The organism is Nitrosomonas sp. (assembly GCF_020852615.1).
GTDB lineage: Bacteria > Pseudomonadota > Gammaproteobacteria > Burkholderiales > Nitrosomonadaceae > Nitrosomonas.
Genome location: NZ_JADZAJ010000032.1, coordinates 35,531 through 59,743 on the forward strand (window position 1 = coordinate 35,531; position 24,213 = coordinate 59,743).

Consider the following 24,213-nt stretch of genomic DNA (forward strand, 5'->3'; position numbering starts at 1 on the left):
GAATGAAAAAAATGTTATTTGCCTGATTTCTTGCCCATACCATTATCTGCAAGTATGAAATCAATCTTGCGGGTAGCCAGATCGACCCGAACAAGCTTCACACGCAGCTTGTCACCCAGCCGGAAACTGATCCCGCTCCGCTCGCCACGTAATATGTGCTTGACTGCGTCATGCTGGAAGTAATCGCTGGGCAGCTCTGAAATATAAACCAGACCCTCAACATAAATTTCATTCAGCGTAACAAACAGGCCGAAAGCCGTAACCCCTGTGACCACACCATCAAAACAGTCACCAATTTTATCCTGCATATAAAAACACTTAAGCCAGGATTGCACTTCGCGCGTAGCCTCATCGGCACGCCGTTCTGTTTGTGAACAATGTTTACCAATTTCATGCCAATCACCGGGGGCATACTGTTTACCTGCAAGTACCGCCTTGATGGCACGATGCACCAGCAAATCCGGGTAACGGCGAATGGGTGACGTAAAATGTGTATACATCTCATAGGCCAGGCCGAAATGCCCGATATTATCCGGGCTGTACATTGCCTGGCTGAGTGATCTCAGCATGACCGTTTGCAATAATTGCGCATCCGCCCGCTCTTTGATGTGATCCAGTGTCCGGGCATAATCTTTTGCCTGAGGTTTGTCACCACCACGCAGCTGCAAACCAAATTCTTTCAGAAAATCACGCAGTGCCAGAAGTTTTTCATCAGTTGGCCCTTCATGAATCCGGTATAAAACAGGCTGCTCGTGCTTTTGTAAAAAATCAGCTGCGCAAACATTGGCCGCCAGCATACATTCTTCAATCAGACGGTGCGCATCATTGCGCTTGACCGGGTAAATCTGTTCAATTTTGCCCTGGTCATTGAAAACCATTTCTGTTTCAACCGTTTCAAAATCAATCGCTCCCCGTTTTATCCGGGATTTATTCAGTACCTTGAACAGCTTGTACAACAGCCGGATATGCGGCAGCAGTGGCGCATGTTCTCTGGCAGCGGACTCCTTTGGCTGATCCAGCATCCCGGCGACAATGTTATACGTCAGGCGAGCGTGGGAAAGCATGACTGCCGGATAAAAACGATATTCAACCAGCTCCCCCCTGGCCGACCAAAGCATTTCACATACCATGCACAGACGATCCACCTGCGGATTGAGTGAACACAACCCATTGGAGAGCACTTCCGGCAGCATCGGGATTACTCGTCTTGGAAAATAAACCGAGTTGCCCCGATTAAAAGCTTCCCTGTCCAGCGCATCCTGATCACGCACATAATGACTGACATCAGCAATGGCAACAAACAGCCTGTAATCCTTTCCTTCCTGCTGGCAATAAACCGCATCATCAAAATCCCGTGCAGTCTCACTGTCAATCGTCACCAGCGGCAGGTGACGAATATCCTCGCGTTTGGCAAGGTCTTTCTTCAATACTTTTTTGGGAAATCTGACAGAATTCTGTTCAACCTCGGGTGGAAATTCATGCGGCAAATCAAATTTGCGTAACGCGATTTCGATTTCCATGCCGGGTGCCGCGTAATCTCCCAGAATCTCGATAATATGGCCGATAGGCTGAGCATGCTCTCTTGGCTGCTGAATAATGCGCACCATGACCACCTGCCCCGCATGCGCACCCATGATATTTTCCTTGGGGATGAGAATATCCTGATTGACCCGCTTGTCCTCAGCCACGACAAAGAAAATACCATGCTCCTCAAATAATCTTCCGACCAGTTGTGTATTGACGCTCTCTAAAACCCGGATAATCCTGCATTCCTGCCGCCCGCGCCGATCCACAATATTGGTAACCCTGGCGATCACCCGGTCACCATGCAACACCTTATGCATTTCTCTGGGGCTCAGGAACAGATCAGCGCCACCCTCATCCGGCGCCAGAAAACCAAAGCCATCGCTATGTCCCAGAACCGTACCTTTTACGAGCTCCAGTTTATCTGTTACACAAATATCTCCCTTACGATTACAGATAATCTGCCCTTCCCGGATCATCGCAGACAGCCTGCGATGGAAAAACTCAGATTCCTCGGGTGTTATGCCCAGCAGCTTAACTAATTTGGGTTCACTGATCGGTACCCCCTGTTTCTCCAGCACTTCCAGGATAAACTCACGGCTGGGTAATGCCTGCCCGTAACGTGCCTGCTCGCGTTCAAGGAACGGATCGAGCTCACGCAGCTGGTTTTTCTTGTTTCTTTTTCTCTTGATTGACAAATCGAAGGTTTCCTATAGAATTTACAACCTTTCTGCGAGCCTTATTTAATATAGCTCTGCAGAATCTGCTGCTGATAGAATCAATACAGCAGCAAACAAAAGTAAGGCCCAGATGGCGGAATTGGTAGACGCGCTAGGTTCAGGTCCTAGTGGTGGCAACACTGTGGAGGTTCGAGTCCTCTTCTGGGCACCAAAAATGGTCATAAACGACCTGAATGTCTTCCTGACACCCCCTGCAGCTCCCCTTTCAGATAACTTATACCAAAATCCGGTTCACACGATTCTACTGTGGATCCGCCTGGTGTAAGCATGATTATTTCCGGACACCCGGTCAGACTGTTTACCGGTACGGCAAGGTTCGGTTCCAGCGTCCAGACTGCGCAGCTCCTCGTACTGAACAGATGGAACAAGTTGTCGGATATTTGCGGTTCTTTATTTACCACTCAGCCGCTTGCCGAATGAAATCCCGTAGACAGGCGAGCGGAAAAGCAGGATAGGGTCCTTCGTCGGCTCAATGCCATCAGCCATCACGAGGGGATTGAAATTGATCCACTTGCATTCTGCGCCTTCTTGCGACATTGCAGACACGATCATTAATGTGCCCATTTTTATCTCCTTGCGGTTGGAAGGCCATAACCGTGTGGGATTGTCCTCAGGATCACCAGGATTACCTATCGTTACGATCATGTCCCAGCGAACAGGGCCACGCTCAGTTCTTTCAATCAGCCTGTCCTCGAGGAAACTGGGAGATGCGGATCTGAGCTCATCGTCGGACAGCTGTTTCTCTCCATCCCGGGGAACAAAGCGCCAGCGGATCAGCGTGGTTTTATTATCCTGACTCACAAATTTGAATGTATGAACCCCAAAGTAGCTGCTGTTGGCCCAGCTAACCGGAGGATTGTTTTCAGCCAGAAATTCTGCCTGCGGCAAGCTATCCGGGTGACTTGCTCTGAATGCTTTGATCCTTTCCGGATCAGGTTTGCCGGTTGCAGGATCGGGCTTCCTGGCAACAATATCGTCGAAAAAGGTCTGTGGCGTTGCCGCACCAAAAACTGGCGTATTCAGCATGGTCATGTGCTGCAGGCTGCCATCCGGTAATCTGAACTCCAGGGCCATACCGCGCGGAATTTTTGCAGTATCCGGGACGCCGGGATTGCCACCAGCCAGCGAGAAACGCGCAACCACCGGCACGGATCTGCCTGAAAACAGCGCTGAGCGTGTATAGGCACGCGCCGCCTCCGGCAGTCCGATAAACTCGCCGGCTGCGCACGTCCCTTTAATGTGGTTACGACGTTCTCCCGGATGTATTCCAAAAGTACCCTCCAGGGTGGATACCACCTGATCCGGCGTCGCCTCCTGTTCCGCTGCCATGCCAGGAGGTGCAGCCAGCCAGAGCGTTCCGCCCAGCAGCCCTATCAGGAAACTGTTTCTCTCAATGGACATGTATGCGCCTTCCAGTTTGTCAGACAAGAACCCGACACCCGAAGTCAGTGGCCGTACCGCATCCGCTGCATCGGCCGGGCAGACCCAGCATTAGACACGACAGCGTATTTCGCCATGAACGATAGACATCCAGCCATCTTTAGCTGAAGCCCAGGCTCGCCATGCCTTCGACACCCGTTCCAGATCATTCTGTGATGCTATTCCCTGGTCGCGCAGCTGATCTGCAATTTTTGATTCTAAAATGCGATCTGCCCACATACCGCCCCACCAGTTTCGTGCTTCGGGTGTAGATAAGCACCACGTGCCGGATGTTGCGATTACATCAGTGAATCCGGCTTTGTGTGCCCAGGACAATAAATAACGCCCGGCATTTGGCTCTCCCCTGTTTGTGCGGGCGGCCTTCTGGTACCAGTCCATCCACTCATCCAGCTCCGGCAGTTCCGGGAACCAGATGAACCCCGCATAGTCGGCGTCACGTGCAGCAACAATGCCCCCCGGTTTACACACACGTTTCATCTCTCGCAGCGCCTGTACCGGGTCATGCAGGTGTTGCAACACCTGATGGGCGTGTACGATGTCGAAACTGTCATCCGGGAAGTCCAATGCGTGAACATCACCGACAGCAAATTTCACATTATCCAGATCATGGCGTTTTATTTCGCTTCGTGTCAGATCAAGTGACAGCCCGGTGACCTCTAAAGCCGTAACGCAACCGGGCGCGATCCGTTCTGCAAAATCAGCTGTAATCGTCCCGGCTCCTGAGCCCACATCAAGCAGGCTCATACCTGGGACCAGCTCCTCTAACAGGTATTGAGCAGAATTTTCCACCGTACGATTATTATGTGAACGCAACACGGAGCTGTGATAGCCATGCGTGTAAGTCGAGTTGCTATTGGGCATACTTTCCCCCTGTTCGGCAATACGGTAAGCGGGCAGCAAATTGTGCACCACTCCGGCACAACCAGGCTACGCACAACGCATCCCGAACTGTTGAGCAGGTACAGATGCGAAGCAGTGTTCATTTGAACGGGGAGACAGGTGTACAGTGCGGCGCGTTATGCTAATCCGATTTTCAGCGATTCATCAGCCGTTTGACGGTATCCAGCAGCAATTCATTTTCAGGGTGCGCTTCCAGTGCTGACTGCCAGATTTTCTCAGCATCCTGTTTTGCGCCATTTACCCAGAGCAGTTCTCCGTAATGGGCTGCAATTTCAGGATCGGAGCGGGCATCAAAGGCAAGCTTCAGGTAATTGATCCCTTTTTTCAAATCGCCCATACGGTAATAAACCCACCCCAGACTATCTAAAATATAGGGATCGTCAGGAGATAATTCAATGGCCTTCTGGACCAGCTCCAGCGCCTCCGGCAGTTGCAGGCCACGCTCGGCCAGGCTGTAGCCCAATGCGTTATAGGCATGAGCATTATCCGGTCTCAGCCGGATCAGTCTGCGCAAATCCCGCTCCAGCACATCCAGCTTGCCGATCTTGTCTGCCATCAATGCCCGGTCATACAGCAGATCGATCTGATCCGGGTGCTTTCGCAGATAGGCATCGAGTAAATCATAGGCGCCACGGAAATCACCACTGTCCCGCAACAGCTGTGATTCGGCGATCAGCAACTGTGCACGCTGCTGTTCATTTTCAACCGGGGTCGTTTTCAGATATTTTCTGGCCGGGGCCATACCCTCCCGCTTTGCCAGCAGAAACGCATAGCGTACCCGGGAAAAAATATAGCGCTCCCCTCCCGTCACCCGGCGGTAAGCATCCATTGCCTCGGTATCGTGCCGGGCGAGTTCATGGACACGCCCCAGATTGAAATAGATTGTGTTGGTATCTTCAAACCCAAGCCTGATTGCCTGCTTGAAATATTTTTCTGCACTTGTCAGATCATTCAGCTCGGCAGACAAAAGGCCAATCGCCAGCGCAATATCAGGATTGGAGGGGTTCGCCTGTTCCAGTTTCTGGAACTGTTCACGCCCGCGATCAAATTCCTTCTCTTCCATGAGCATACGGATGTAGGCAATCCGCATATCGTTGGCACCGGGAAAACGGCTGAGATATTGATCATAAAAAGACAAAGCTTCATCTTTATCAATTTTCTGCAGAATCTGCCCCCGGTGTACCGCGGCCATTTCCCATTCCGGCCGTAATCTGAGCGCCTGCTTCATGGCTTTTGCTGCCGTTTTGAATTCATCGGCTGCCCAGGCTGCCTGTGATACAGCAAAATGTGCTTCCGGCAAATCAGGATAGCCTGCCGCAAGTTGCTGCACCAGTTTCAGCACGGCCTCCTTATCCGGATGGTGCGACAGGAGTTTGTTGATCTGCATGAATGCTTTATCAACCGTATCCGGCTCCAGTTTCAGTAACTGTTCAACGTGAGGACGTACGTTATGGAGCTCGCCATTCGCCACAAACAGCGCCACAGCGGCCTGGCGCGCCTGCATGGAATCCGGCTCCAGCATTACCCATAAATCAATGGCTTCACGCGCTTCTCCAAAGCGGCGTGCACGCAATGCAATATCAGTCGCATGTTCGGCGATCCTCGGATTGCGCGTTTCTTTTGCCAGCCGGATAAAACTTTCTGCTGCAACATCCGGCTGATCACGCTGCAAAGCAGTTTCACCCAGCAGGAAATCAAACAGAGAATCGGCGGTCAGTTCTGTCGCAGGCGCAGTATTACCGGAACCCTGCGTAACATCTCCTGTTTTGGGTAGCTGGGTACAGCCTGCCACACCCAGCAACAATGCTAACTGTATCGTCAAAATAACTTTCATTTCGTATCGGCCTTCGGCAACCCTTTATCTATATAGTTTGAGATTTCAAAATAACAAATCCGGATTTGTGCTGATTACAGTCGTTTTTCTGACCCCGGGATTTCTCGCTTAAGGAAATCTGAGAAATTACCTGCCTGTTTGCACGCTTTCCAAAACTTCCCTAAAACGCATTATTATCAGATGGCGGCTGACTTGCAGGAGCAGCTGGAGAAGCATTTACACCCGGGGCAGACGGGTTCTGCTGCAATGAATTCAATCCGGCACCCGGCACCCCCCGCATCATGCTGCCATCCGGCAGACCTTCTCCATTACCGGGTGGCCGCTGTCCTCCCTGCCCTCCCGCAGTATTACTGGCGGTATGGATAAATTTCCAGTCCTGGTAGCTTTCAGCTTTATCAAAAACCGCATAATCAGCCGGAAAATTGGCCCGTCTGGCGGGGGCCTCCTTCGACAGACTGTAAACGCCGGTAATTCCGCCATCCTGCTGCCTGATCAGCCCCCAGTCACGGCTGTTTGTCATCGGATCGATATAGATTCGTCTGAGGTGTCGTTTCACAACCAGTGAACGCTCATCCTTGAGCAGCTGTTCCAGAGAAACCGGGTAGCGACTGACATTCACTCCCCCCTCTGTTTTGGAATCGTTGTAGTAAGACTCAATCGCCCGCCGGAACTGATCCCCTGTAAACAGCAGTTCCAGCTCTTTTTCCCGTTTCATTTCCGTGCGCCAGATCACCCCGGCAGCAGCCAGCATAATGCCTGCAAGCATAACAGCAAACAACATCCAGATATAAATATATCCCTGTTCTTTCCGGCATGACATCGTCACCATTTTTCGTAAAATGTCCCATCCAGAGCCTGCCGGTCGGAAGTGGTATGGATATCAAACACACCCTCCATTTCCGGGTCCGGCGGCGGAATTTCCACCCAGCTGTTTTCCCCGGTAACCGGATCAACCGGTATCGCACGAATATAGCGATTTTCAACCAGTTGCTGCAGATCAGCCGGATATTTGCCGGTATCGGAAAAATACTTGTCGATCGCATCACGCAAGATGCTCAGGTTCTGCTTGAGCACCGTCTCCTTCGCCCGATCAACCGAATTGAAATAGCGCGGCGATACAATAGTAAGCAGGATGGCGATGATGACCATCACCACCAGCAGCTCAATCAGCGTAAAACCCTGTATACGCTGACCGCTCCCGAGCTGCTTTAACCGGTTAGAGAATGATCTGGTCAACACGCTTTACCATTGGTTATAGGGAATTCCGTTCAACCCTGTTTTTTCTGAAAGGGAATAAACATCGTAAACATCCTCTCCCTCTTCCGGGTTATCAGGCGGACTGGCATAACTGCGCCTGCCCCAGGTTTCAGCAGCTGGCACTTCAGGATCCGGAAACATCGGGTCACGCGGCACCCGGCGCAGGAAAAAAATTTTCTTCTTGCTATCCGGATCTTTTCTGTCTCCTATGCCGGAATCCAGTTCTTCCAGCTTGTGAGGGTACCCGGTTTCATCTGCCTTTTTTTCTACCCGGCCTTCATCCGCTGCCAGTTTATAGGCATCAATCGCTGCACGGATCTGATGCAGCGCCGTACGCAATTCCCGCTCCTTTTCACGTTTGGCAACCATTTCACCCAATGGCATTGCAGCAGATGCCAAAATCCCCATGATTGCCACCACGACCATCAGTTCGATCAGGGTAAAACCCCGGCAAGAAATTATTTGCAACATATGCAACCCGCAAAACTAAAGCGGTTTTATCACTGAATGTTGATACTGGCTGCCGGTGGCACACTGACCTCCACCGCCTGACCGGTTTCATCCCGCACCTGTAAATTCTGCAACGTGATTTCTGTAGTAACAGGATTTGCGCTGACAGCCTTAAAACGCAGTACGACTGTCATTCCGGTAGGCTGATCCCGCCCGAGCTTCAGGTTGCGCATTCCGGATTTCTCTCCGCCATCCATCAGCTCCAGAACATCCGGATCGTAAGCCAGGTTCAATTCACCCAACATCAGGGAATTCTGTGTCATCAACCTGACCGTAGCAGTAAATTCACGCCCTTTCACCACATTTTCCGGCACACGCAGCATCAGAGAAGCGGAGGAATCCCGGGCCTGTTCGACAGCTTCCCGAAACAGATCCGGCGAGGTGCCCGATAATCCGGCAGATCGGACAGCCTGACCAAGCGGCAGATTTCCCTGAGCAAATGCTCCCCCTGAAGATTCCATCGCCAGCGACTGGGGCGCGGTGTTACGGATTGCAACCGGGAGTTTTCCGGCAGCACTCGCTGTACCGGAATAGAACTCACTTTCAAAATGATTGGGTTGAGTTACATTGCGAACAATATGCGGTGTAATCAGCAAAACAATTTCAGTTTTCCTGTGTTTTCTGGTTTGTTTGGAAAAAATATCACCCAGTATGGGGACATCCGTCAAACCGGCAATGCCTGCTTTTTCCTTACTCATATCATCCTGGATCAGCCCGGCAAGCACCTGCGTTTCGCCATCGTGTAGCTCCAGCACCGTTTCTGCCGTGCGTGTACCAATAACGATGGCTGTAGCCGCATTATCTCCGCTCCCGGATCTTTTTTCACCGAGATTGCTGCTTACTTCCAGCAGCGCTTTCAGTGTCACTTCACTGTTGCTTCTGACAACCGGTTCCACTTCGAATTTCAGCCCGACATCAATATAAGTGGCTGAGGCGGCCGATCCGACATTAGCTGTATTGGTCACTGTGAACACCGGCTCTTTGTTGCCAATATGAATTTTTGCCTTCTCCCGGCTTTTGACACGAATACGGGGATTAGCCAGCACATCTGCATTGGTCAGCGTTCTGCCGAAATCAATTCTGGCCTGATTGCTGATGGTGAAGCTGCGCAGCCCTTCGAATCCGGTATTTTTGATCATGCTCATTTTAACGATAGAATCGGCCGCGACCTGAGCAGGCGCCCCCACCCCCGGAACAGCACTGAATGTAACGGAATTGGGCATATTCGGCCCCAGATCCAGTGTACTGTCACGCTTCACCTCCAGTACGACCACATCCAGCATCACTTCCGGATCGGGAAAATCATTGATGGCCACCAGACGCTCCACCAGCCGGATCATCTCCAGCGTATCCCGTATCACAAACAGGTTGAGCTTCTCGTTAATATAAATATCACGTGCCTTGACCAGCCCGCGGATCATGGCCACCATCTGTTTGACATCGGTATTGGCAACATGAAAACTGCGCACCACCAGTTCCTGATAATCTTTCTGTTTGGCAGGTGTATCCGGGTAAATCAGCAATGTATTGTTGTTGAGCACCTTGTAAGTGAGCTGATTGGTCAACAGCATGAGCTTCAGCACATCTTCAATCGGATTATCACGAACGAAAATGGAAGCGGTCGCCTCCTGCTGCACATTACGGTCAAAAATGAAATTGATGCCGGCTGTACGGGAGATAAGCTCAAACATGGTTTTCAGCGGTGTATCACGAAACTCCATGGTGATCGGTTTTCTGAACTGTGTGATCAGGGACAGTTCCGTTGTTTCGGCCCGTGCAATGCGTTCACTTAGCGCCCTGATCAGCTTCCGTGCTTCCAGTTGCATCGGATTATCCGCCAGCACAGCCCTTATAATTTTTTCCGCACCGTCCACATCATTATGGGCAAGCATTTCCTTTGCCTGGTTAATCTGGACAATGTGGCGACGCTCCTGATCCACCGCATCCAGCCCCTCCCGCGCACGTTTATTGTTAGCACTTATGCCCAATACACGCAGATAGCCCTGATCGGCCTGATCCAGGTTGCCGGACAGCCGGGCATTATCTGCTTCAAACAAAACCTGGCCGGTAATGGTGTCCCGCTCCCGTGCCAGAGTCGCCCCTATTTCCCGATTATCCGGTTCCTCACGGGCAGCCTGTTCCAGTTTTCCCAGTCCGTCTTCCAGCTGCCCCTCTGCAATCAGTCGTTTCCCTTCCAGAAAGGACGGGTTTCGCGTTGTCTGTAACGCACAGCCGGCAGTCAACGCAAACAGCAACAGCACGCAGATTTTTTTCCCTGTGTTCATTCCATCCTTCCCGGATATTCTTGTTCGATAGTCAATGTCTGTCTGACACCCAGCGGAAGATAAGTCAGTTCAATCGCGTCCTGCCGGATTCGATCAACCCGGTATTCACCATTGATACGTTCTCCCACACCGGTAATGTAATTTTGATCTTCCCGGGTAAGGAATACGCGGGTTCTCCCTTCAGAAACCACTTTACCCAGATAGGCAAACGGCAGGGGCGGCGCCGATGGCGGTGGTGTTCTCCGCCTGGCTTCTTCTTCCCGCCTGGCTTCTTCCTGCCTGGCCTGGAATGCCTGCTCATCCGGACCGGCAGATACCGCATGTTCAGGCTCCCAGGATATCGCTGCAAAAATATCATCTGCTCTGGCACTGAATTGTCGCTTTCCCAGCTGATTCAGCTGGTCGGCAGACAATGTTTCATGTATCTGCCGGGTTTGTCCGGCAATCCCTCTCCCGGCAGAAGATTCTGTCGCCGGTACCACCGCCTGTACCACATCATTCACCGACAATTCCGCCTCATCCTCCACCAGCAGCGCAGCCACCACCGTTGCCGCCAGCGCGCCCCAGAGAATTAATTTTTGATAGAAAGGAGTACTGCTGGCCATATCAGATACGTTTACCGGAAAATATCTGCTCAGTAATCATTCAAATAAAGATGCATGTTCAGACGCGCCTCCACTCTGCCAGCCTGTATGGTTTCGCGCCTGATGCTGATATCAGTCAGCGCCAGGGTCGGTACAGACTGCAAGGCGCCGGCAATAAAAGCACGAATCTGGGGATACGTGCCACGCAACGGCAACTGGATTTCGTAACGCACCAGTTTTGATTCTTTTTCCATCATCAGCCGGTAATCGCTGCTGTTGAGCTCTATACCGTTTTCTCTGGCGATTCTGTCCAGTTCACTGATCCAGTAAGGTGAAGAATCGCTGCGCGGCAGAAAATCATAAAATACCTGTAAAGCCTGGTTATCGTTCAGCCCGGTTCGTCCGGAAGCATCCGGCCGAGCTTGTTGCATGGCTTCCACTCTGCTTTTCAGCTCTTGCAAAGCCTGCTTCTGTGGCAGTACTGCCGCCACGAAAAATACCAGAGCCAGCATGAACAGCCCTGCCCCTGCCCTGCCAGCGGTTCCCAGACGGGTAACGTGCCAGCGTGCCCTGATCCACCCGTTTCCTAAAGCGATTCGTGCCACGTTGCAATAACCGAAAAAACAACAGGATGACGCGGGTGGTCCTGTCTGGTTTTATAACTGGCCAGGTGGGCATTCTTCAGGGCCGGCTCCCGTTCGAGTGCCTGGACATATTCCACCAGAGCGGCAAGATTACGCGCCTCGCCGGTAATGCGAATCGTTTTCCCGGAAACACCGGGCTGCAGCGACAACAGCGCAACCCCCTTGCTGTCGGCCATCTCCAGTGAATCAAACAGCTTCTCCCATGGCAGATTGAGCTGATGCAGGATGCCATCCACCTGTTTGAGCTCCTGCTGTGTCGCTTTACTGATCCTCGCTACCGGTGTTCTGGGTTGCCTGATATGTTTCTGCTGCAGGGTAATCCGTGCCTCGCGTGCTTCCCAGTAGGCAATTTTTGACATGGTCTGTTTAAGCAGATACACCGCTGACAGCAGCAGCACGACACCGGCAGCCAGCAGCAGATAGTCCAGCAGTGGAATCTGCTGCTTGCGGTAGGGAAAACTCAGTTTCAGGCTACGCATGATCCCGCCTGTCGCCTGATTCGCCCGGGAAGTGCACAGGTATGGGAAATTCTTCCTTCGACAGACAGATAAACTGCCAGCGAAGAACAGATTCCGGTAACAGCCCGGTAAACCCGGGAGCAAATACATAAACCGGCCCGGCTGCCTCTGCCAAACCGGAAGCAATTGATTCCAGCTCCAGTGCTGATAATAATTCTTCCTGCAGATGTTTCACTATTCTCTGGTTACGCACACAGCACCAGATACCCTCCCGTTGCGAGACCAGGCAGAATCGCCCGGTCTCCACCAGAACAAACCATATCTGCTTTCCAGTCAGCTGCTTTGACCCGTGATCAAATGCCGCAGCAAGATAAGGCTCTGTTCGCACCAGTCGGATTTCAAGCCGCCGGACAAGTGCTTCCAGTCCGGATTGCAGATCACGTGCGATAGCTGCACACCATGCCCCGCCGCAAGGATCCCAGGCACTCAGGCTCAGCTCCCAGTCGTCAATACGTTCACCATAAATTTCACGCATCTGAAAACCGGCATAAGCCATCAGCTCATCCGGATTTGCCAGAGAAGGCTGGGGAGCAATTACCCCGTAACGCACAAAATGATTGGATAACACGACGTGCAACTCTGCACCGCGCCTGAAATCTCCATCCACTTGCGCGAGCATCTGTTCCAGCAATTGCAGAGGCGCTTTCCACTGTTGTCTTGAATCATCTTCCTGAACACACACGCCTGATTGCCTGAACTGCTGCACAGGCCTGATACCACGTGCAAACCCCGCCAGACTGACCTGATCCGGCGCCAGAAAGGCCTGAATTCGATTACGCCACAACAGTGACACGATTGGCCTCCTGCAGGCTGGTTTGTCCGCTTTTCACCAGATCCAGTGCGGCTTCACGCAAAAAACGGGTGCCGTTCAGCCGGGCCGCCTCTTTGATGCGGCGAATGGGTGCCTGTGCTACGATCAGTTCACGGATCTCATCGTTCAACAGCAATATTTCGGCAATCGCACTGCGCCCGCGATAACCACTGCCACGACACTGTCCGCAGCCTCTGGCTGAACGGAAATCAAACTGCTCTGCCTGGTCGGGAGAGATTCCCGATTCCCCGATCATCTGCTGATCCGGCCGCTCTGCCACCCTGCAACTGGTACACAGCAGACGCACCAGCCGCTGCGCCACAATACCGTTCAACGCTGAAACAAAACTGTAGGGGTCCACACCCATATGCGCAAACCGGCCGATAACATCAAACACGTTATTGGCATGCACCGTGGTAAAGACAAGATGCCCGGTCAGCGCTGCCTGAATGGCAATCTGTGCTGTCTCTGCATCGCGGATTTCACCCACCATGATTTTGTCCGGATCGTGCCGCAAGATCGAACGCAGACCACGGGCAAAAGTCAGCCCTTTTTTCTCATTAACCGGAATCTGCAGCACACCGGGCAACTGATATTCAATCGGATCCTCGATAGTAATGATCTTGTCCTGACCGTGATTGACTTCCGAGATGGCAGCATAGAGTGAAGTCGTCTTGCCGCTGCCGGTCGGTCCGGTCACCAGCAACATGCCGTACGGCTCCGAGCCAAGGCGACGCATACTGGCAATGGCCGTGGCATTAAATCCCAGCTGGTTCAGGGTCAGCCCTTCAACATGATCGGTCAGCGCCTGGCGATCCAGTATCCGCAACACGGCATCTTCCCCGAAAATGCTGGGCATGACTGATACCCGAAAATCGATCTCTCTTCCCTGGATGGATACCTTGAAACGGCCATCCTGCGGAATGCGGCGCTCGGCAATATCCAGATCCGACATGACCTTGATGCGGGAAATCACCTGCTCGGCAAGATCAACCCCCGGCATTGTGCCAATGCCGGTCAGTACGCCGTCGATCCGGTATTTAATAGACAAGGCCCCCGGTACGGTTTCCAGATGAATATCACTTGCCTGCGACTTGTGTGCATCATACAGGGTCGAATGCACCAGGCGCACCACCTGACTGGTACCCTCGTGGATTGTTTTGAGCGATAACTCTTCGATGCCGGTTCGGGCCAGATTTTCCTGCGCGGAGGGCAGCACATTATCCATCGCGCGCATGTTCTGCTCCTGCTGCGTAAAAAAAGCAGCCAGATCAGCCGGGTGCACGAGATGCCATAATGCCCCTGCCGGCACATATTCCTCTGCCCAGTCACGCAGCCCCGGCCGGAACGGATCACTTACCGCAAGCAGATATGACTGATCTGCCTTTTGCAGCAACACACATTCATGCCTGGCAGCCAGTGCAAAAGACAGCCGCTCAAAAGCCGGCTGCAACCCGTGCAGATCGTTCATCGCCAGTACCGGCATGCGCAGCACATCACCCAGTACAGCCATCAGGGCATCCGGCGTGCCCTGCCAGGTTTCTTCCAGCACCCTGACCAGGGTGGTATGGCGGGCAACCGCCTGTTCGTGCGCCTGGCTGAGTATGCCCGGATCGATCACCGGTCTGTCCGGTAAAACCGTATTTCCCTGCATCAGTTGATACTCCCGGCCAGCTCAAAAATCGGTAAATACATAAGAATGATGATGCCGCCGATCACGGTTCCGATGACTGCCATCAGTAGCGGTTCAATCAGTTTTGTCATCCATTCAACCCAGCGACCGATTTCCTCATCATGAAAGTTACCGATACGTTCCATCATGTCACCCATCATTCCGGTGCGCTCGCCCACCCGCAGCATGCGGTTTCCCACGGCTGTAGTCAGCCCTGCACGCTGCATTGCGCTGGAAATGGTTTGACCTTCACGAATAAGTGCAGCTGCCGTTTTGACTCGCGGGCGAAAATGAGGCTGCAACAGGTCGCTGACCATTTCCAGCGCCTGTGTCACGGGGATACCGCCACGCAGCAGCATACCCAGGGTTTTGTAAAACCGGGCAAGCTGATAAATCCGCATTCGCTCACCGATTGCCGGAATACGCCAGACTGCCTGCAACAGATATGCCCGGATCTGCGGCTGGGAAAAAGTATAAAACGCAGCCACCAGAAAAATAGCTGCTGCTCCTGCCAGCAGCCAGCCGTTTTTCTGAACCAGATGCCCCCATTCAATCAGCAGCATCGACATCCATGGCAGATCCGTCCCCATATCTTCATAAATGGCGCTGAATCTGGGCACCACGAAAACCAGCAGAAAGATTGCCACCAGCCCTCCCAGCACCAGTAGCAGAGCCGGATAAATGGATGCCCCCACCAGTTTTTTACGCACCAGATCCATTTGCGACTGATAGATAAGGTAGCGTGTCAGCGCCTCACCCAGATCACCTGTCTGCTCACTGGCACGAATGGTAGCGACATACAGCGGCGGAAATACCTGCGGATAGGATTCCAGTGCACGCGAGAGTGTCATTCCCTCGCGCAACCGCGCCAGTATTTGCTGCAGCAGCTCACGTATCACACTGTCTTCTTCCTTCTCAACCAGTGTTTCGATTCCTTCCACCAGACTCAAACCGGCGGTGAGCAGGGCAAGCAACTCCTGGGAAAAATTGGATAACGGAAATGTGTGGCCTGATCTGGGCAGCAGGCCTGAAAAATTCCGCCGGACACTCAGGACCACGCCTCCCCGGGCACGGATCCGGTTACGCACCTCAGCTTCGCTGGCCGCCTCAAGCTCGAGCAACACAGTTCCTTTCCCGGACAGCAAGGCTCTAACCGTATAGCGCATCAGTCGTATCGACTGCTGTTACCAGTTGGTAATATCCGCATCCTCACCACTCCCTCCGGGCTGACCATCCTTACCGAAGGAAAACAGATCAAAATCGCTCTGTGTACCCGGATATTTATACTGATAGGGTTTGCCCCACGGATCTGCCGGTAACCGCTTGCTTAAATACGGTCCCTGCCATTTCGGTTCGCTGGCCGGCGCCGTGATCAGTGCATTCAACCCTTGCTCGGTCGTGGGATACGTCCCGACATCCAGCCGATACTGATGCAGTGCCTTTTCCAGAGAATCAATCTGTGCCTGTGCCATTTTGACTTCGGATTTACCTACCTGTGAAAAATACCTGGGGCCGACATACGCTGCCAGCAGACCGATGATTACCATAACAACCAGCAGCTCAAGCAGGGTAAATCCGCGTTCACAACCTCCGCATAATCCGGCAGAACGCTGATTTATTCCACCGGCACGTGGAACACCGTAACGCAGCGAACCGGATTGATTCACTTCATTTGCAACGGGGCCCAGTAATTTAATCAGCACCTTTCCGGTATTTTTTAATATTTGCTTCATAGTTCAAATATCCTTGAATTGAGATTTTTCTGGAACATTCCCGGCACAGGAATGGACAGGCAGGAGGAACATAGCTCAAAAATCAGGAAATATCAGGGGATAATTGGCCTGCTCATCAGGATTGATAGCCAGGAAGAGGCAGAAAACTGTTCTGCTCCACGACAGTAAGGCTCTAACCTATTTCAGGCTCAGTATAGTAGAGTTGCGCTCCATCCCGGTCAAGCGGGAAAATATGACATTTACTTCTGAAATCAGATCACTTTCACCCGCAACAGCCAGCGGAAGTACAATACCTCCCAACTTATCCGGAAAACGCAGCTGATGAAACTGAAATTTACAAAAATGCATGGCTTGGGAAATGATTTCATTGTCATTGATGCCATCAGCCAACCTGTTTCCCCCGACTCCCTGGATCCCGCCACAGTGCGCCGGCTGGCAGATCGTCATTTTGGCATCGGTTTCGATCAGTTGTTAATCGTGGAAAAGGCCAGAGAAGGCGGGGATTTTCGCTACCGTATTTTCAATGCCGATGGGGGAGAAGTGGAACAATGCGGCAATGGGGCTCGCTGTTTCGCCCGCTTTGTGCATGACCGCAACCTGACCCGCAAAAGTACCATCCATGTTGAAACCGCACGCGGCATCATCATGCCGACAATCGAGGATAACGATGAAGTGACAGTCAACATGGGAATTCCCCGGTTTGAGCCAGCACAGATTCCTTTTAAGGTTGCACAGCGTGCGCCTGTTTACCCGCTACAGATCGGTAACAGCATAATTGAAATCTCTGTTGTCTCAATGGGGAACCCGCATGCCGTACAAATTGTGCCTGACATCGATCTGGCACCAGTCACAGGCGAAGGCCCGGTTATTGAGTCCCACCCGTTTTTCCCTGAAAAAGTGAATGCCGGTTTCATGCAGATTGTCGATCGCACCCATATCCGGCTGCGCGTATTTGAGCGCGGAACCGGTGAAACACTGGCTTGCGGAACAGGTGCTTGCGCAGCGGTCGTCAGCGGTATTATTCGTGGCGTACTGGATTCCGAAGTACAGGTGGCAATGCGGGGCGGCAACCTGCGTATCCGCTGGGAAGGAGAAAATCAGCCGGTCTGGATGACAGGGCCGGCCGTTTCCGTATTTGAAGGCACTATCGACCTGCAGACATTGCAGCAATAATAGCCACCAGCCTCCCGTCATATCTTTAACATCACGTCTTCAATCCGGACCAATTCACCCGCTCCATCATGCGCACTCTGATTACCTACATCATGGTTTTCCCGAAGCGCAGCGCATTTGTACTGATTGCGCTGCTGCTGGCGGGTGCCGCTGAAGCACTCAGCCTGACGGCGCTGCTTCCCCTGTTATCCATTGCGGTCGGGGAATCCATTGATTCCAGAATAGGCAAACTGGTGGTCGACCTGCTGCACCAGGTTGGACTGTCACCCACACTGGAAATCATCCTGCTGGTCATCGTCGGCGGCATGTTTCTCAAGGGAGCCATTCTGCTGCTGACCAACCAGCAGGTCGGCCATACCGTCGCGCATGTCGCCACCGCGCTGCGGCTGGATCTGATCAAGGCACTGCTTGCCAGCCGCTGGCAATACTATCTGCGCCAGCCCGCCGGTGCGCTGGCAAACTCGATTGCCACCGAGGCTTACCGTGCCGCCATGGGTTTCGAGCACAGTGTCAACGTGCTGGCACTGGCAATCGAAGCAATGGTATACAGCATCGTAGCCATGTTCATTTCCTGGGAAGCCACGCTGGGATCATTACTGATCGGTGCGATCCTGTTCGTAGTATTGAATAAACTGGTCAGGGCAGCCAAACGCGCCGGAAACAAGCAAACCCACCTGCTGCGCCATCTGCTGACTTATCTGTCTGATGTACTCAGTTCAGTCAAATCCCTGAAAGCCATGGCACGCGATAATGTGGCCGATGCCATTCTCCACGAACAGACACAACTGCTGGAAAAAGCCACACGCAAGGAAGTCAGCAACCGGGCGGCGCTGCTTGCCTTGCAGGAACCTATCCTTGCCGCACTGACTGCAAGCGGCCTGTATCTGGCACTGGTGGTATGGAAGCTGTCGTTGCCGGAAGTTATGGTCATGGTGTTTCTGCTCACCAGGATTCTGGGATTACTGAATAAAACACAGCGCCGCTACCAGCAGCTCGTCGCGCAGGAAAGCGCTTACTGGGCCTTGCGCAAAGCGGCTGACGAGGCACGCATGGAAGCCGAGAAATCCGTCGGCACGCAGATTCCAACGCTGGAACAGAGGATCAGCCTGCGTCACGTTACCTTCAGCTACGGACAAAAAACAATTCTCAGCGATCTGGCTGTTGAAATTCCGGTTCATTCGTTTACGGTACTGATCGGTTCTTCGGGCGCCGGGAAAAGCACACTGATTGATCTGCTCTGCGGGCTGGCGGAACTGGAATCCGGCGAAATCCTGATTGACGGTGTATCCTTGCATCAGATCGACATGCGCCGCTGGCGACACATGATTGGCTACGTTTCTCAGGATACTGTTTTACTGCATGACACCATCCTGAATAATATCCTCGTGGGTGAGCCTGCAATCAGTACCGAAGATGCGGAACGCGCACTCAGACAGGCCGGTGCGTGGGACTTCGTCAACTCATTCCCGGAGGGAATGCATACGATGGTCGGCGAGCGTGGCGGGATGCTCTCAGGAGGACAGCGGCAGCGTATCGCCATTGCCCGGGCACTGGCACATCAGCCGAAGCTCCTGTTACTGGATGAGCCCACCAGCGCGCTGGATCCGGAAAGTGAACACACTATCTGCGCAACACTGCAAAATCTGGCGAAGGAATTTACGATTGTTGCCGTCTCCCATCAGCCGGCGGTTATTCAGGCGGCAAGCCGGGTATTCATCATCAGTGATGGCAAAGCGGAATTGCTGTCAAACACGGATGTCCGCCTGTCCGGCAGTACGACGGGCATCACGAATGAGAAAGCAGTGATCTGATTTTATCCACCCGGGCAGCGTAAACCTGGCGGTTGATCCGCATTGGCAAACCGGTTTCCCCGGCGTGTAACCGGCTGATTTTACCGGCGATAGCGCCAGCATCCACACTGGCTGCCGCCTCCAGTGCCCTGCTCAAATGTTCTGCTTGCGGATAAGGCTTGTCTGCATACCCCAGTCGACCATGAAAATCACTGGCACAAGCCTGTAAAAAAGCGTTAAAACGGGCTTTCTTGCGATAGGCATCCGTTGCCTGCAACATATCGGCAATGGTACCAGGGCGCAATTCCAGTGCCCGGTGAACCTCACCATGAAAACGCGCCACCAGCAGTGCCAGATCCCTGGACTCTCCGGGAACCCGGATGCGCTCGCACAGCGCCGCAGCCAGTTCCACACTGTGTGCCTCATGACCGATATGGCGCGGCCACGCATCAGGCGGTGTAACTCCTTTGCCCAGATCATGCGTTAACGCGGCAAAACGGACTTCAAGGGGAAAGTGCTTCGAAGCAGCGTAATCAATCACCATCATGACATGAATACCGGTATCAACTTCAGGATGGGAATGTACCGGCTGCGGCACACCAAATAATGCATCCACTTCCGGCAAAATACGGGCCAGCGCACCACATTCCCGCAAAACATGGAACATGCGCGAAGGGTGCTGTTCCATCAGGCCATGGGCGATTTCCTGCCAGACACGCTCCGGCACCAGTGCTTCTGTCTCACCGGTATGGACAATCTCTTTCATCAGCTCCAGCGTTTCCGGTGCCACCTGAAAACCGAAGCGTGCCGCAAATCGCGCAACCCGCAGCACCCTTACCGGATCTTCCACAAATGCGGGACCAATGTGACGCAGAATGCCCTGCTGCAAATCGGCGATACCGCCAAACGGATCAACAATATTGCCAGCTTCATCTTTGGCCATGGCATTGATCGTCAAATCGCGGCGCGCCAGATCTTCCTGCAAAGTGACACCGGGTGCGGCGTAAACTTCAAATCCCCTGTAACCTCTGGCAATTTTCCGTTCAGTGCGTGCCAGCGCGTACTGCTCATGTGTTTCAGGATGCAAAAATACCGGAAAATCCTTACCCACCGGACGATAGCCCAGCCGCACCATCTCTTCCGGGCTGGCCCCAACCACGACATAATCCTGATCCTTTACCGGCAGCCCCAGCAGCTCGTCCCGTATAGACCCACCCACCCGATAAATTTTTATCTCCGGCATATCAGTGTTTGGGTGCTACCGTCCCAAGCCGCTGTTTCAGGGTCGGTTTATTGGCATGGCCGAAATTACTGGCGTAGTACATCGCATTGCTCAGCACGACTTTGACGTAGTCACGTGTTTCATTGAACGGGATGGTTTCAGCATAAACTGCACCTTCCAGCGGCCGGATATCCTTCCACTGCTTTGCCCGACCCGGCCCGGCGTTATAGGCAGCAGCGGCAAGCAACGGCTGATCATCCAGCTGATCCAGCACATGCCTCAGATAGTAGGTCCCCAACTGAAGATTGGTATTGATATCGGTGATCAGACTGGTACGAAAATCCTGCACTCCCAGTTTACCCGCCACCCATTTGGCGGTTGCCGGCATCAGCTGCATCAACCCGGCAGCTCCGGCACCGGATTTAATATCGGCGATAAAGCGGCTTTCCTGCCGTATCAATCCGTATACAAACGCTTCATCCAGCTGATTTTGCTGCAGAACAGACCGCATCTGCTCACGATAAGGGGCCAGATAACGCAGATTAAAATCATGGTGTGCAACCGTTTTAATGGCCGTGTTGATCACCCGGTCATAAATACCATAACGCTGGGCTACCTTTGCCGCCGCCAGCAGTTGCTCATCGCTGAAATTCTGTATTGTCCAGATCCACTCGCGATTCGCCTCCACTCTCTGATTCAGCCGGTACAGCGCCAATGCCCGGCGAATTCCCGGATTTTGTTCCATGAGGCGGATGGTATTCTGCCCAACCTGCTGCTCGCTTGCCGGAACACTGAGCATTTCACCCAGTTCCTCTCTTGCCATTTGCCCGTAAAAACTGTGCTCACGGCTCAGGGGAATAAGTAAAGCATTGGCTTCAGAATTTTTTTTATCGACTTTCAATGCACGCGCACGCCAGTAACGCCAGACATCCTCCTGCTGCATGGTGGCAGGCATCTGACTGATGCTGTCCCGCAGAATTTTCCAGTTACCTTCACGCAACGCTGCGCGCGCTTTCCAGGCATGTTTGATTTCAGACAGCGGATAGGCGTGTTTGCCCGCCGTCGCTTCTGTAAACCAGTTCAGGGCGCGTGGATCCTGTCGGATTGCTGCCCAATAGGCAAGGTTACCTGTGAAATAAGACTGATCCGTTTCCGGAAACTGGCCGCGGATTTTCTGCCAGCGAGCCAGCGCCTGATTGGTTTCGCTGCGCAGCAGGCGCAACAGCGCAAACAGCACAATTTCACGATCGGCACGCGACCGGACTGATACCTGCCGGTCAAGAAAACGTCTGGCATCCTTGATTACCGCACTCAGTTTCTGTAAATCCAGTGCCTGATACGGGGGCAGATATTGGTTCAAACTTCTGGCCACACTGGTATTTCCTGCTTCCAAAGCCAGCCGGATTCTGGCCCAGATATCCTCTACTGAAAGCACGCCGGATTTAATCACTGTCTCAAAGGCATCAGTGCAGCTGGCCGGCATATCACGCCCGGTAAACCAGCGTGTCCGGATCTCTCCACTGGCTGTTCTGTCCCCCCTGGCCAGCCGGTATCGCAAGGCATAGCATTGCAGGCTGTCCTCACGGTTAACCAGTTTAGGGTATTCCTCAGAAAACAGCGCCCATTGCTGACGTTTGCCAAGAAGCTGCAGCCAGTCCGCCCGCAGCCTGTCTGCCACAAAACTGCCATCATAGCGTGCCAGAAATGTTTTAACCGTCCCTGTGTCCGCTGTATCCAGAGACAGACGCAACTGGAAGTATTCCGCATAAGGTGCCAGCACGTGGTATTTCATACGGCTGACGTACTCGGCAACACGCGCCGCGTTACCTGCCCGGAAGGCTTCCCGCACTTCCAGGTAATCTTCATCTCCCCCGGCAAACAACAACTGCGCCCAAAATGCCAAAAACAACCCGGCAAGCATCCTGCTCATAACTTAACCCGTTTATCCAAAACCATGATCTGTACTGAAACAATGCGTAAGGCACCTCTGCCTGAACCCTCCACTCGTTCGTGCAGAGGTGCCTTAACCGCACAGCCAGCTGTTCAGCCGGCAATTGTTTCAACAAACCCAGCCTACAGAGGAAATCACATATTCATGTGACAATAAAAGGGGGTATCGTTCATCTTTTCCTGCCGGGATCCACTCATTCAGAAAGCAATACAACTTATTTTTATGATCAGATAACCCCTTGCGCCAGCATGGCTTCGGCCACTTTCACGAATCCGGCAATATTTGCACCATCCACATAATTGACTGTGCCATCCGGTTTTTTGCCGTACTGGGTACAGGAACAGTGAATGGCGCGCATGATTTCCTGTAATCGCATATCAACTTCTCCACTGGTCCAGGAAAGCCGCATTGCCTGCTGACTCATTTCCAGGCCTGAGGTAGCCACCCCGCCCGCATTACTTGCCTTGCCCGGTGCAAACAACACATTCGCATGCTGGAACCGTTCAATCGCTCCCGCAGTACTTGGCATATTGGCACCTTCGGCTACACAGCTCACCCCGTTTTTGACCAGTGCAGCCGCATCATGCTCGTTCAGTTCATTCTGCGTCGCGCAAGGCAAGGCAACATCCACCGGCACATGCCACGGCCTCTCACCCGGAAGAAATTGTGCTCCAATCCGTTCAGCGTACTCATTGACACGACCATAAAGGCGATTTTTGACTTCAGCCAGAATGACCAGTTTTTCAGGTGTAAATCCGGCATCATCTACTACCGTACCGCTTGAATCTGAAATAGTGACAACTTTGGCACCCAGTGACATAGCTTTATCAATGGCAAACTGTGCCACATTTCCCGAGCCGGACACCGATACCCGCAAGCCTTTCAGTGAACGACCGGCATGATTCAGCATTTCTTCAGCAAAATAAACCAGACCATAACCTGTCGCTTCCGGTCGCAGCAATGATCCTCCGAAACTCAATCCCTTACCTGTAAACACGCAATCTGCCCGGTTAGTCAGTTTCTTGACCATCCCGGCCATATATCCAACTTCCCGGCCCCCCACACCAATATCCCCGGCCGGCACATCAGTATCGGCTCCAACATGCCGGAACAACTCAGCCGCATACGCCTGACAAAAACGCATGATTTCCCCAGGACTTTTACCTTTTGGATCAAAATCCGACCCTCCTTTACCGCCCCCCATCGGCAGCGTTGTCAGTGCATTCTTGAATGTCTGTTCAAATGAAAGGAATTTAAGAATGGAAAGATTGACAGACGGGTGGAAGCGCGTACCTCCTTTATATGGTCCGATCGCCGAGTTGTACTGAATACGGTACCCGCGGTTCACTTTAACCTCACCACGATCATCAGTCCATGCCACCCGGAATATGATCACGCGTTCCGGTTCAATCAGCCGATCCAGCAATCCCTGTTCAGCATATCGGGAATGCTCGACAATAAACGGCCACAAACTTTCGATCACTTCTGAAACAGCTTGCAGAAACTCAGGTTGCCCCGGATTCCTCTCGGAAACGTATTGCTTGAACTCCTCGATACTGCCGTACTTCATCTCCATCCCCTTCCGTAAATTAATGTAATAGTAAGTGCTCAAAGAAACCGGCCGC

General features: G+C 52.7%; 20 protein-coding genes and 1 tRNA gene. 3 read left to right on the plus strand and 18 right to left on the minus strand.

The genetic code is table 11. From position 1 onward, the window contains the following. Window positions 1–14: 14 nt before the first annotated feature. The gene (rnr, locus tag IT527_RS07605) at window positions 15–2,222 is read right to left on the minus strand and encodes a ribonuclease R (protein WP_292967932.1); all 2,208 of its coding nucleotides are present in this window, start codon (window positions 2,220–2,222) and stop codon (window positions 15–17) included. A gap of 106 nt (window positions 2,223–2,328) precedes the next feature. On the opposite strand from rnr, the gene IT527_RS07610 reads away from it, so the two are divergent. Beyond that, window positions 2,329–2,415: transfer RNA gene (locus IT527_RS07610), tRNA-Leu, on the plus strand. 239 nt (window positions 2,416–2,654) lie between these two features. Here IT527_RS07610 and IT527_RS07615 read toward each other — a convergent pair. From IT527_RS07615 to gspG, 14 genes are all read right to left on the minus strand, one after another. Next, a complete protein-coding gene (locus IT527_RS07615; protein ID WP_292967933.1) occupies window positions 2,655–3,665 on the minus strand; it encodes a catalase family peroxidase in 1,011 nt (336 codons plus the stop codon). A 90-nt stretch (window positions 3,666–3,755) separates the two neighbouring features. Then, window positions 3,756–4,565: a class I SAM-dependent methyltransferase gene (locus tag IT527_RS07620; protein WP_292967934.1), complete on the minus strand. Its 810-nt coding sequence runs from the start codon at window positions 4,563–4,565 to the stop codon at window positions 3,756–3,758. A gap of 172 nt (window positions 4,566–4,737) precedes the next feature. Beyond that, complete coding sequence (locus tag IT527_RS07625; RefSeq protein WP_292967935.1) at window positions 4,738–6,438, minus strand: tetratricopeptide repeat protein; 1,701 nt, start codon at window positions 6,436–6,438, stop codon at window positions 4,738–4,740. A gap of 160 nt (window positions 6,439–6,598) precedes the next feature. Next, entirely contained in the window at window positions 6,599–7,267 is a 669-nt protein-coding gene (locus IT527_RS07630) for a type II secretion system protein (RefSeq protein ID WP_292967936.1), read from the minus strand. Further along, window positions 7,261–7,674 (minus strand): prepilin-type N-terminal cleavage/methylation domain-containing protein, encoded by a 414-nt coding sequence (locus IT527_RS07635; RefSeq protein ID WP_292967937.1) that lies wholly within the window; start codon window positions 7,672–7,674, stop codon window positions 7,261–7,263. The genes IT527_RS07630 and IT527_RS07635 overlap by 7 nt, the downstream gene beginning before the upstream one ends. A 6-nt stretch (window positions 7,675–7,680) precedes the next feature. Continuing rightward, window positions 7,681–8,166 (minus strand): type II secretion system protein, encoded by a 486-nt coding sequence (locus IT527_RS07640; RefSeq protein ID WP_292967938.1) that lies wholly within the window; start codon window positions 8,164–8,166, stop codon window positions 7,681–7,683. Between the two features lie 29 nt (window positions 8,167–8,195). Next, on the minus strand, window positions 8,196–10,490 hold the full coding sequence (locus IT527_RS07645) for a secretin and TonB N-terminal domain-containing protein (protein WP_292967939.1): 2,295 nt from the start codon (window positions 10,488–10,490) through the stop codon (window positions 8,196–8,198). Next, window positions 10,487–11,095, minus strand: a complete 609-nt coding sequence (locus tag IT527_RS07650; protein WP_292967940.1) for a hypothetical protein — start codon at window positions 11,093–11,095, stop codon at window positions 10,487–10,489. Before IT527_RS07650 ends, IT527_RS07645 begins: the two co-directional genes overlap by 4 nt. A gap of 29 nt (window positions 11,096–11,124) precedes the next feature. Then, window positions 11,125–11,679, minus strand: coding sequence for a hypothetical protein (locus tag IT527_RS07655; RefSeq protein ID WP_292967941.1), 555 nt, complete (start codon window positions 11,677–11,679; stop codon window positions 11,125–11,127). Next, on the minus strand, window positions 11,661–12,197 hold the full coding sequence (locus IT527_RS07660; protein WP_292967942.1) for a PilN domain-containing protein: 537 nt from the start codon (window positions 12,195–12,197) through the stop codon (window positions 11,661–11,663). The genes IT527_RS07655 and IT527_RS07660 overlap by 19 nt, the downstream gene beginning before the upstream one ends. Further along, on the minus strand, window positions 12,190–13,029 hold the full coding sequence (locus IT527_RS07665) for a hypothetical protein (RefSeq protein ID WP_292967943.1): 840 nt from the start codon (window positions 13,027–13,029) through the stop codon (window positions 12,190–12,192). The genes IT527_RS07660 and IT527_RS07665 overlap by 8 nt, the downstream gene beginning before the upstream one ends. Then, entirely contained in the window at window positions 13,010–14,701 is a 1,692-nt protein-coding gene (locus IT527_RS07670) for a GspE/PulE family protein (protein WP_292967944.1), read from the minus strand. Before IT527_RS07670 ends, IT527_RS07665 begins: the two co-directional genes overlap by 20 nt. Beyond that, window positions 14,701–15,885 carry a type II secretion system F family protein gene (locus IT527_RS07675; protein WP_292967945.1) on the minus strand — a complete coding sequence of 395 codons (1,185 nt, stop codon included), beginning with the start codon at window positions 15,883–15,885 and terminating at the stop codon, window positions 14,701–14,703. The genes IT527_RS07670 and IT527_RS07675 overlap by 1 nt, the downstream gene beginning before the upstream one ends. An 18-nt stretch (window positions 15,886–15,903) precedes the next feature. After that, the gene (gene gspG, locus IT527_RS07680; RefSeq protein ID WP_292968038.1) at window positions 15,904–16,338 is read right to left on the minus strand and encodes a type II secretion system major pseudopilin GspG; all 435 of its coding nucleotides are present in this window, start codon (window positions 16,336–16,338) and stop codon (window positions 15,904–15,906) included. A gap of 435 nt (window positions 16,339–16,773) precedes the next feature. Here gspG and dapF point away from each other — a divergent pair, with 435 nt between their 5' ends. Then, window positions 16,774–17,625 carry a diaminopimelate epimerase gene (gene dapF / locus IT527_RS07685; RefSeq protein WP_292967946.1) on the plus strand — a complete coding sequence of 284 codons (852 nt, stop codon included), beginning with the start codon at window positions 16,774–16,776 and terminating at the stop codon, window positions 17,623–17,625. 68 nt (window positions 17,626–17,693) lie between these two features. Beyond that, window positions 17,694–19,436, plus strand: a complete 1,743-nt coding sequence (locus tag IT527_RS07690; protein WP_292967947.1) for an ABC transporter ATP-binding protein — start codon at window positions 17,694–17,696, stop codon at window positions 19,434–19,436. Here the strand turns inward: IT527_RS07690 and IT527_RS07695 are convergent. The 3 genes from IT527_RS07695 to gdhA form a co-directional block, all read right to left on the minus strand. Then, window positions 19,411–20,649, minus strand: coding sequence for a multifunctional CCA addition/repair protein (locus IT527_RS07695; RefSeq protein WP_292968039.1), 1,239 nt, complete (start codon window positions 20,647–20,649; stop codon window positions 19,411–19,413). The genes IT527_RS07690 and IT527_RS07695 overlap by 26 nt on opposite strands. A 10-nt stretch (window positions 20,650–20,659) precedes the next feature. Next, entirely contained in the window at window positions 20,660–22,567 is a 1,908-nt protein-coding gene (locus IT527_RS07700; protein WP_292967948.1) for a lytic transglycosylase domain-containing protein, read from the minus strand. A 247-nt stretch (window positions 22,568–22,814) separates the two neighbouring features. Then, window positions 22,815–24,158 (minus strand): NADP-specific glutamate dehydrogenase, encoded by a 1,344-nt coding sequence (gdhA, locus tag IT527_RS07705; protein ID WP_292967949.1) that lies wholly within the window; start codon window positions 24,156–24,158, stop codon window positions 22,815–22,817. Window positions 24,159–24,213: the final 55 nt, after the last annotated feature.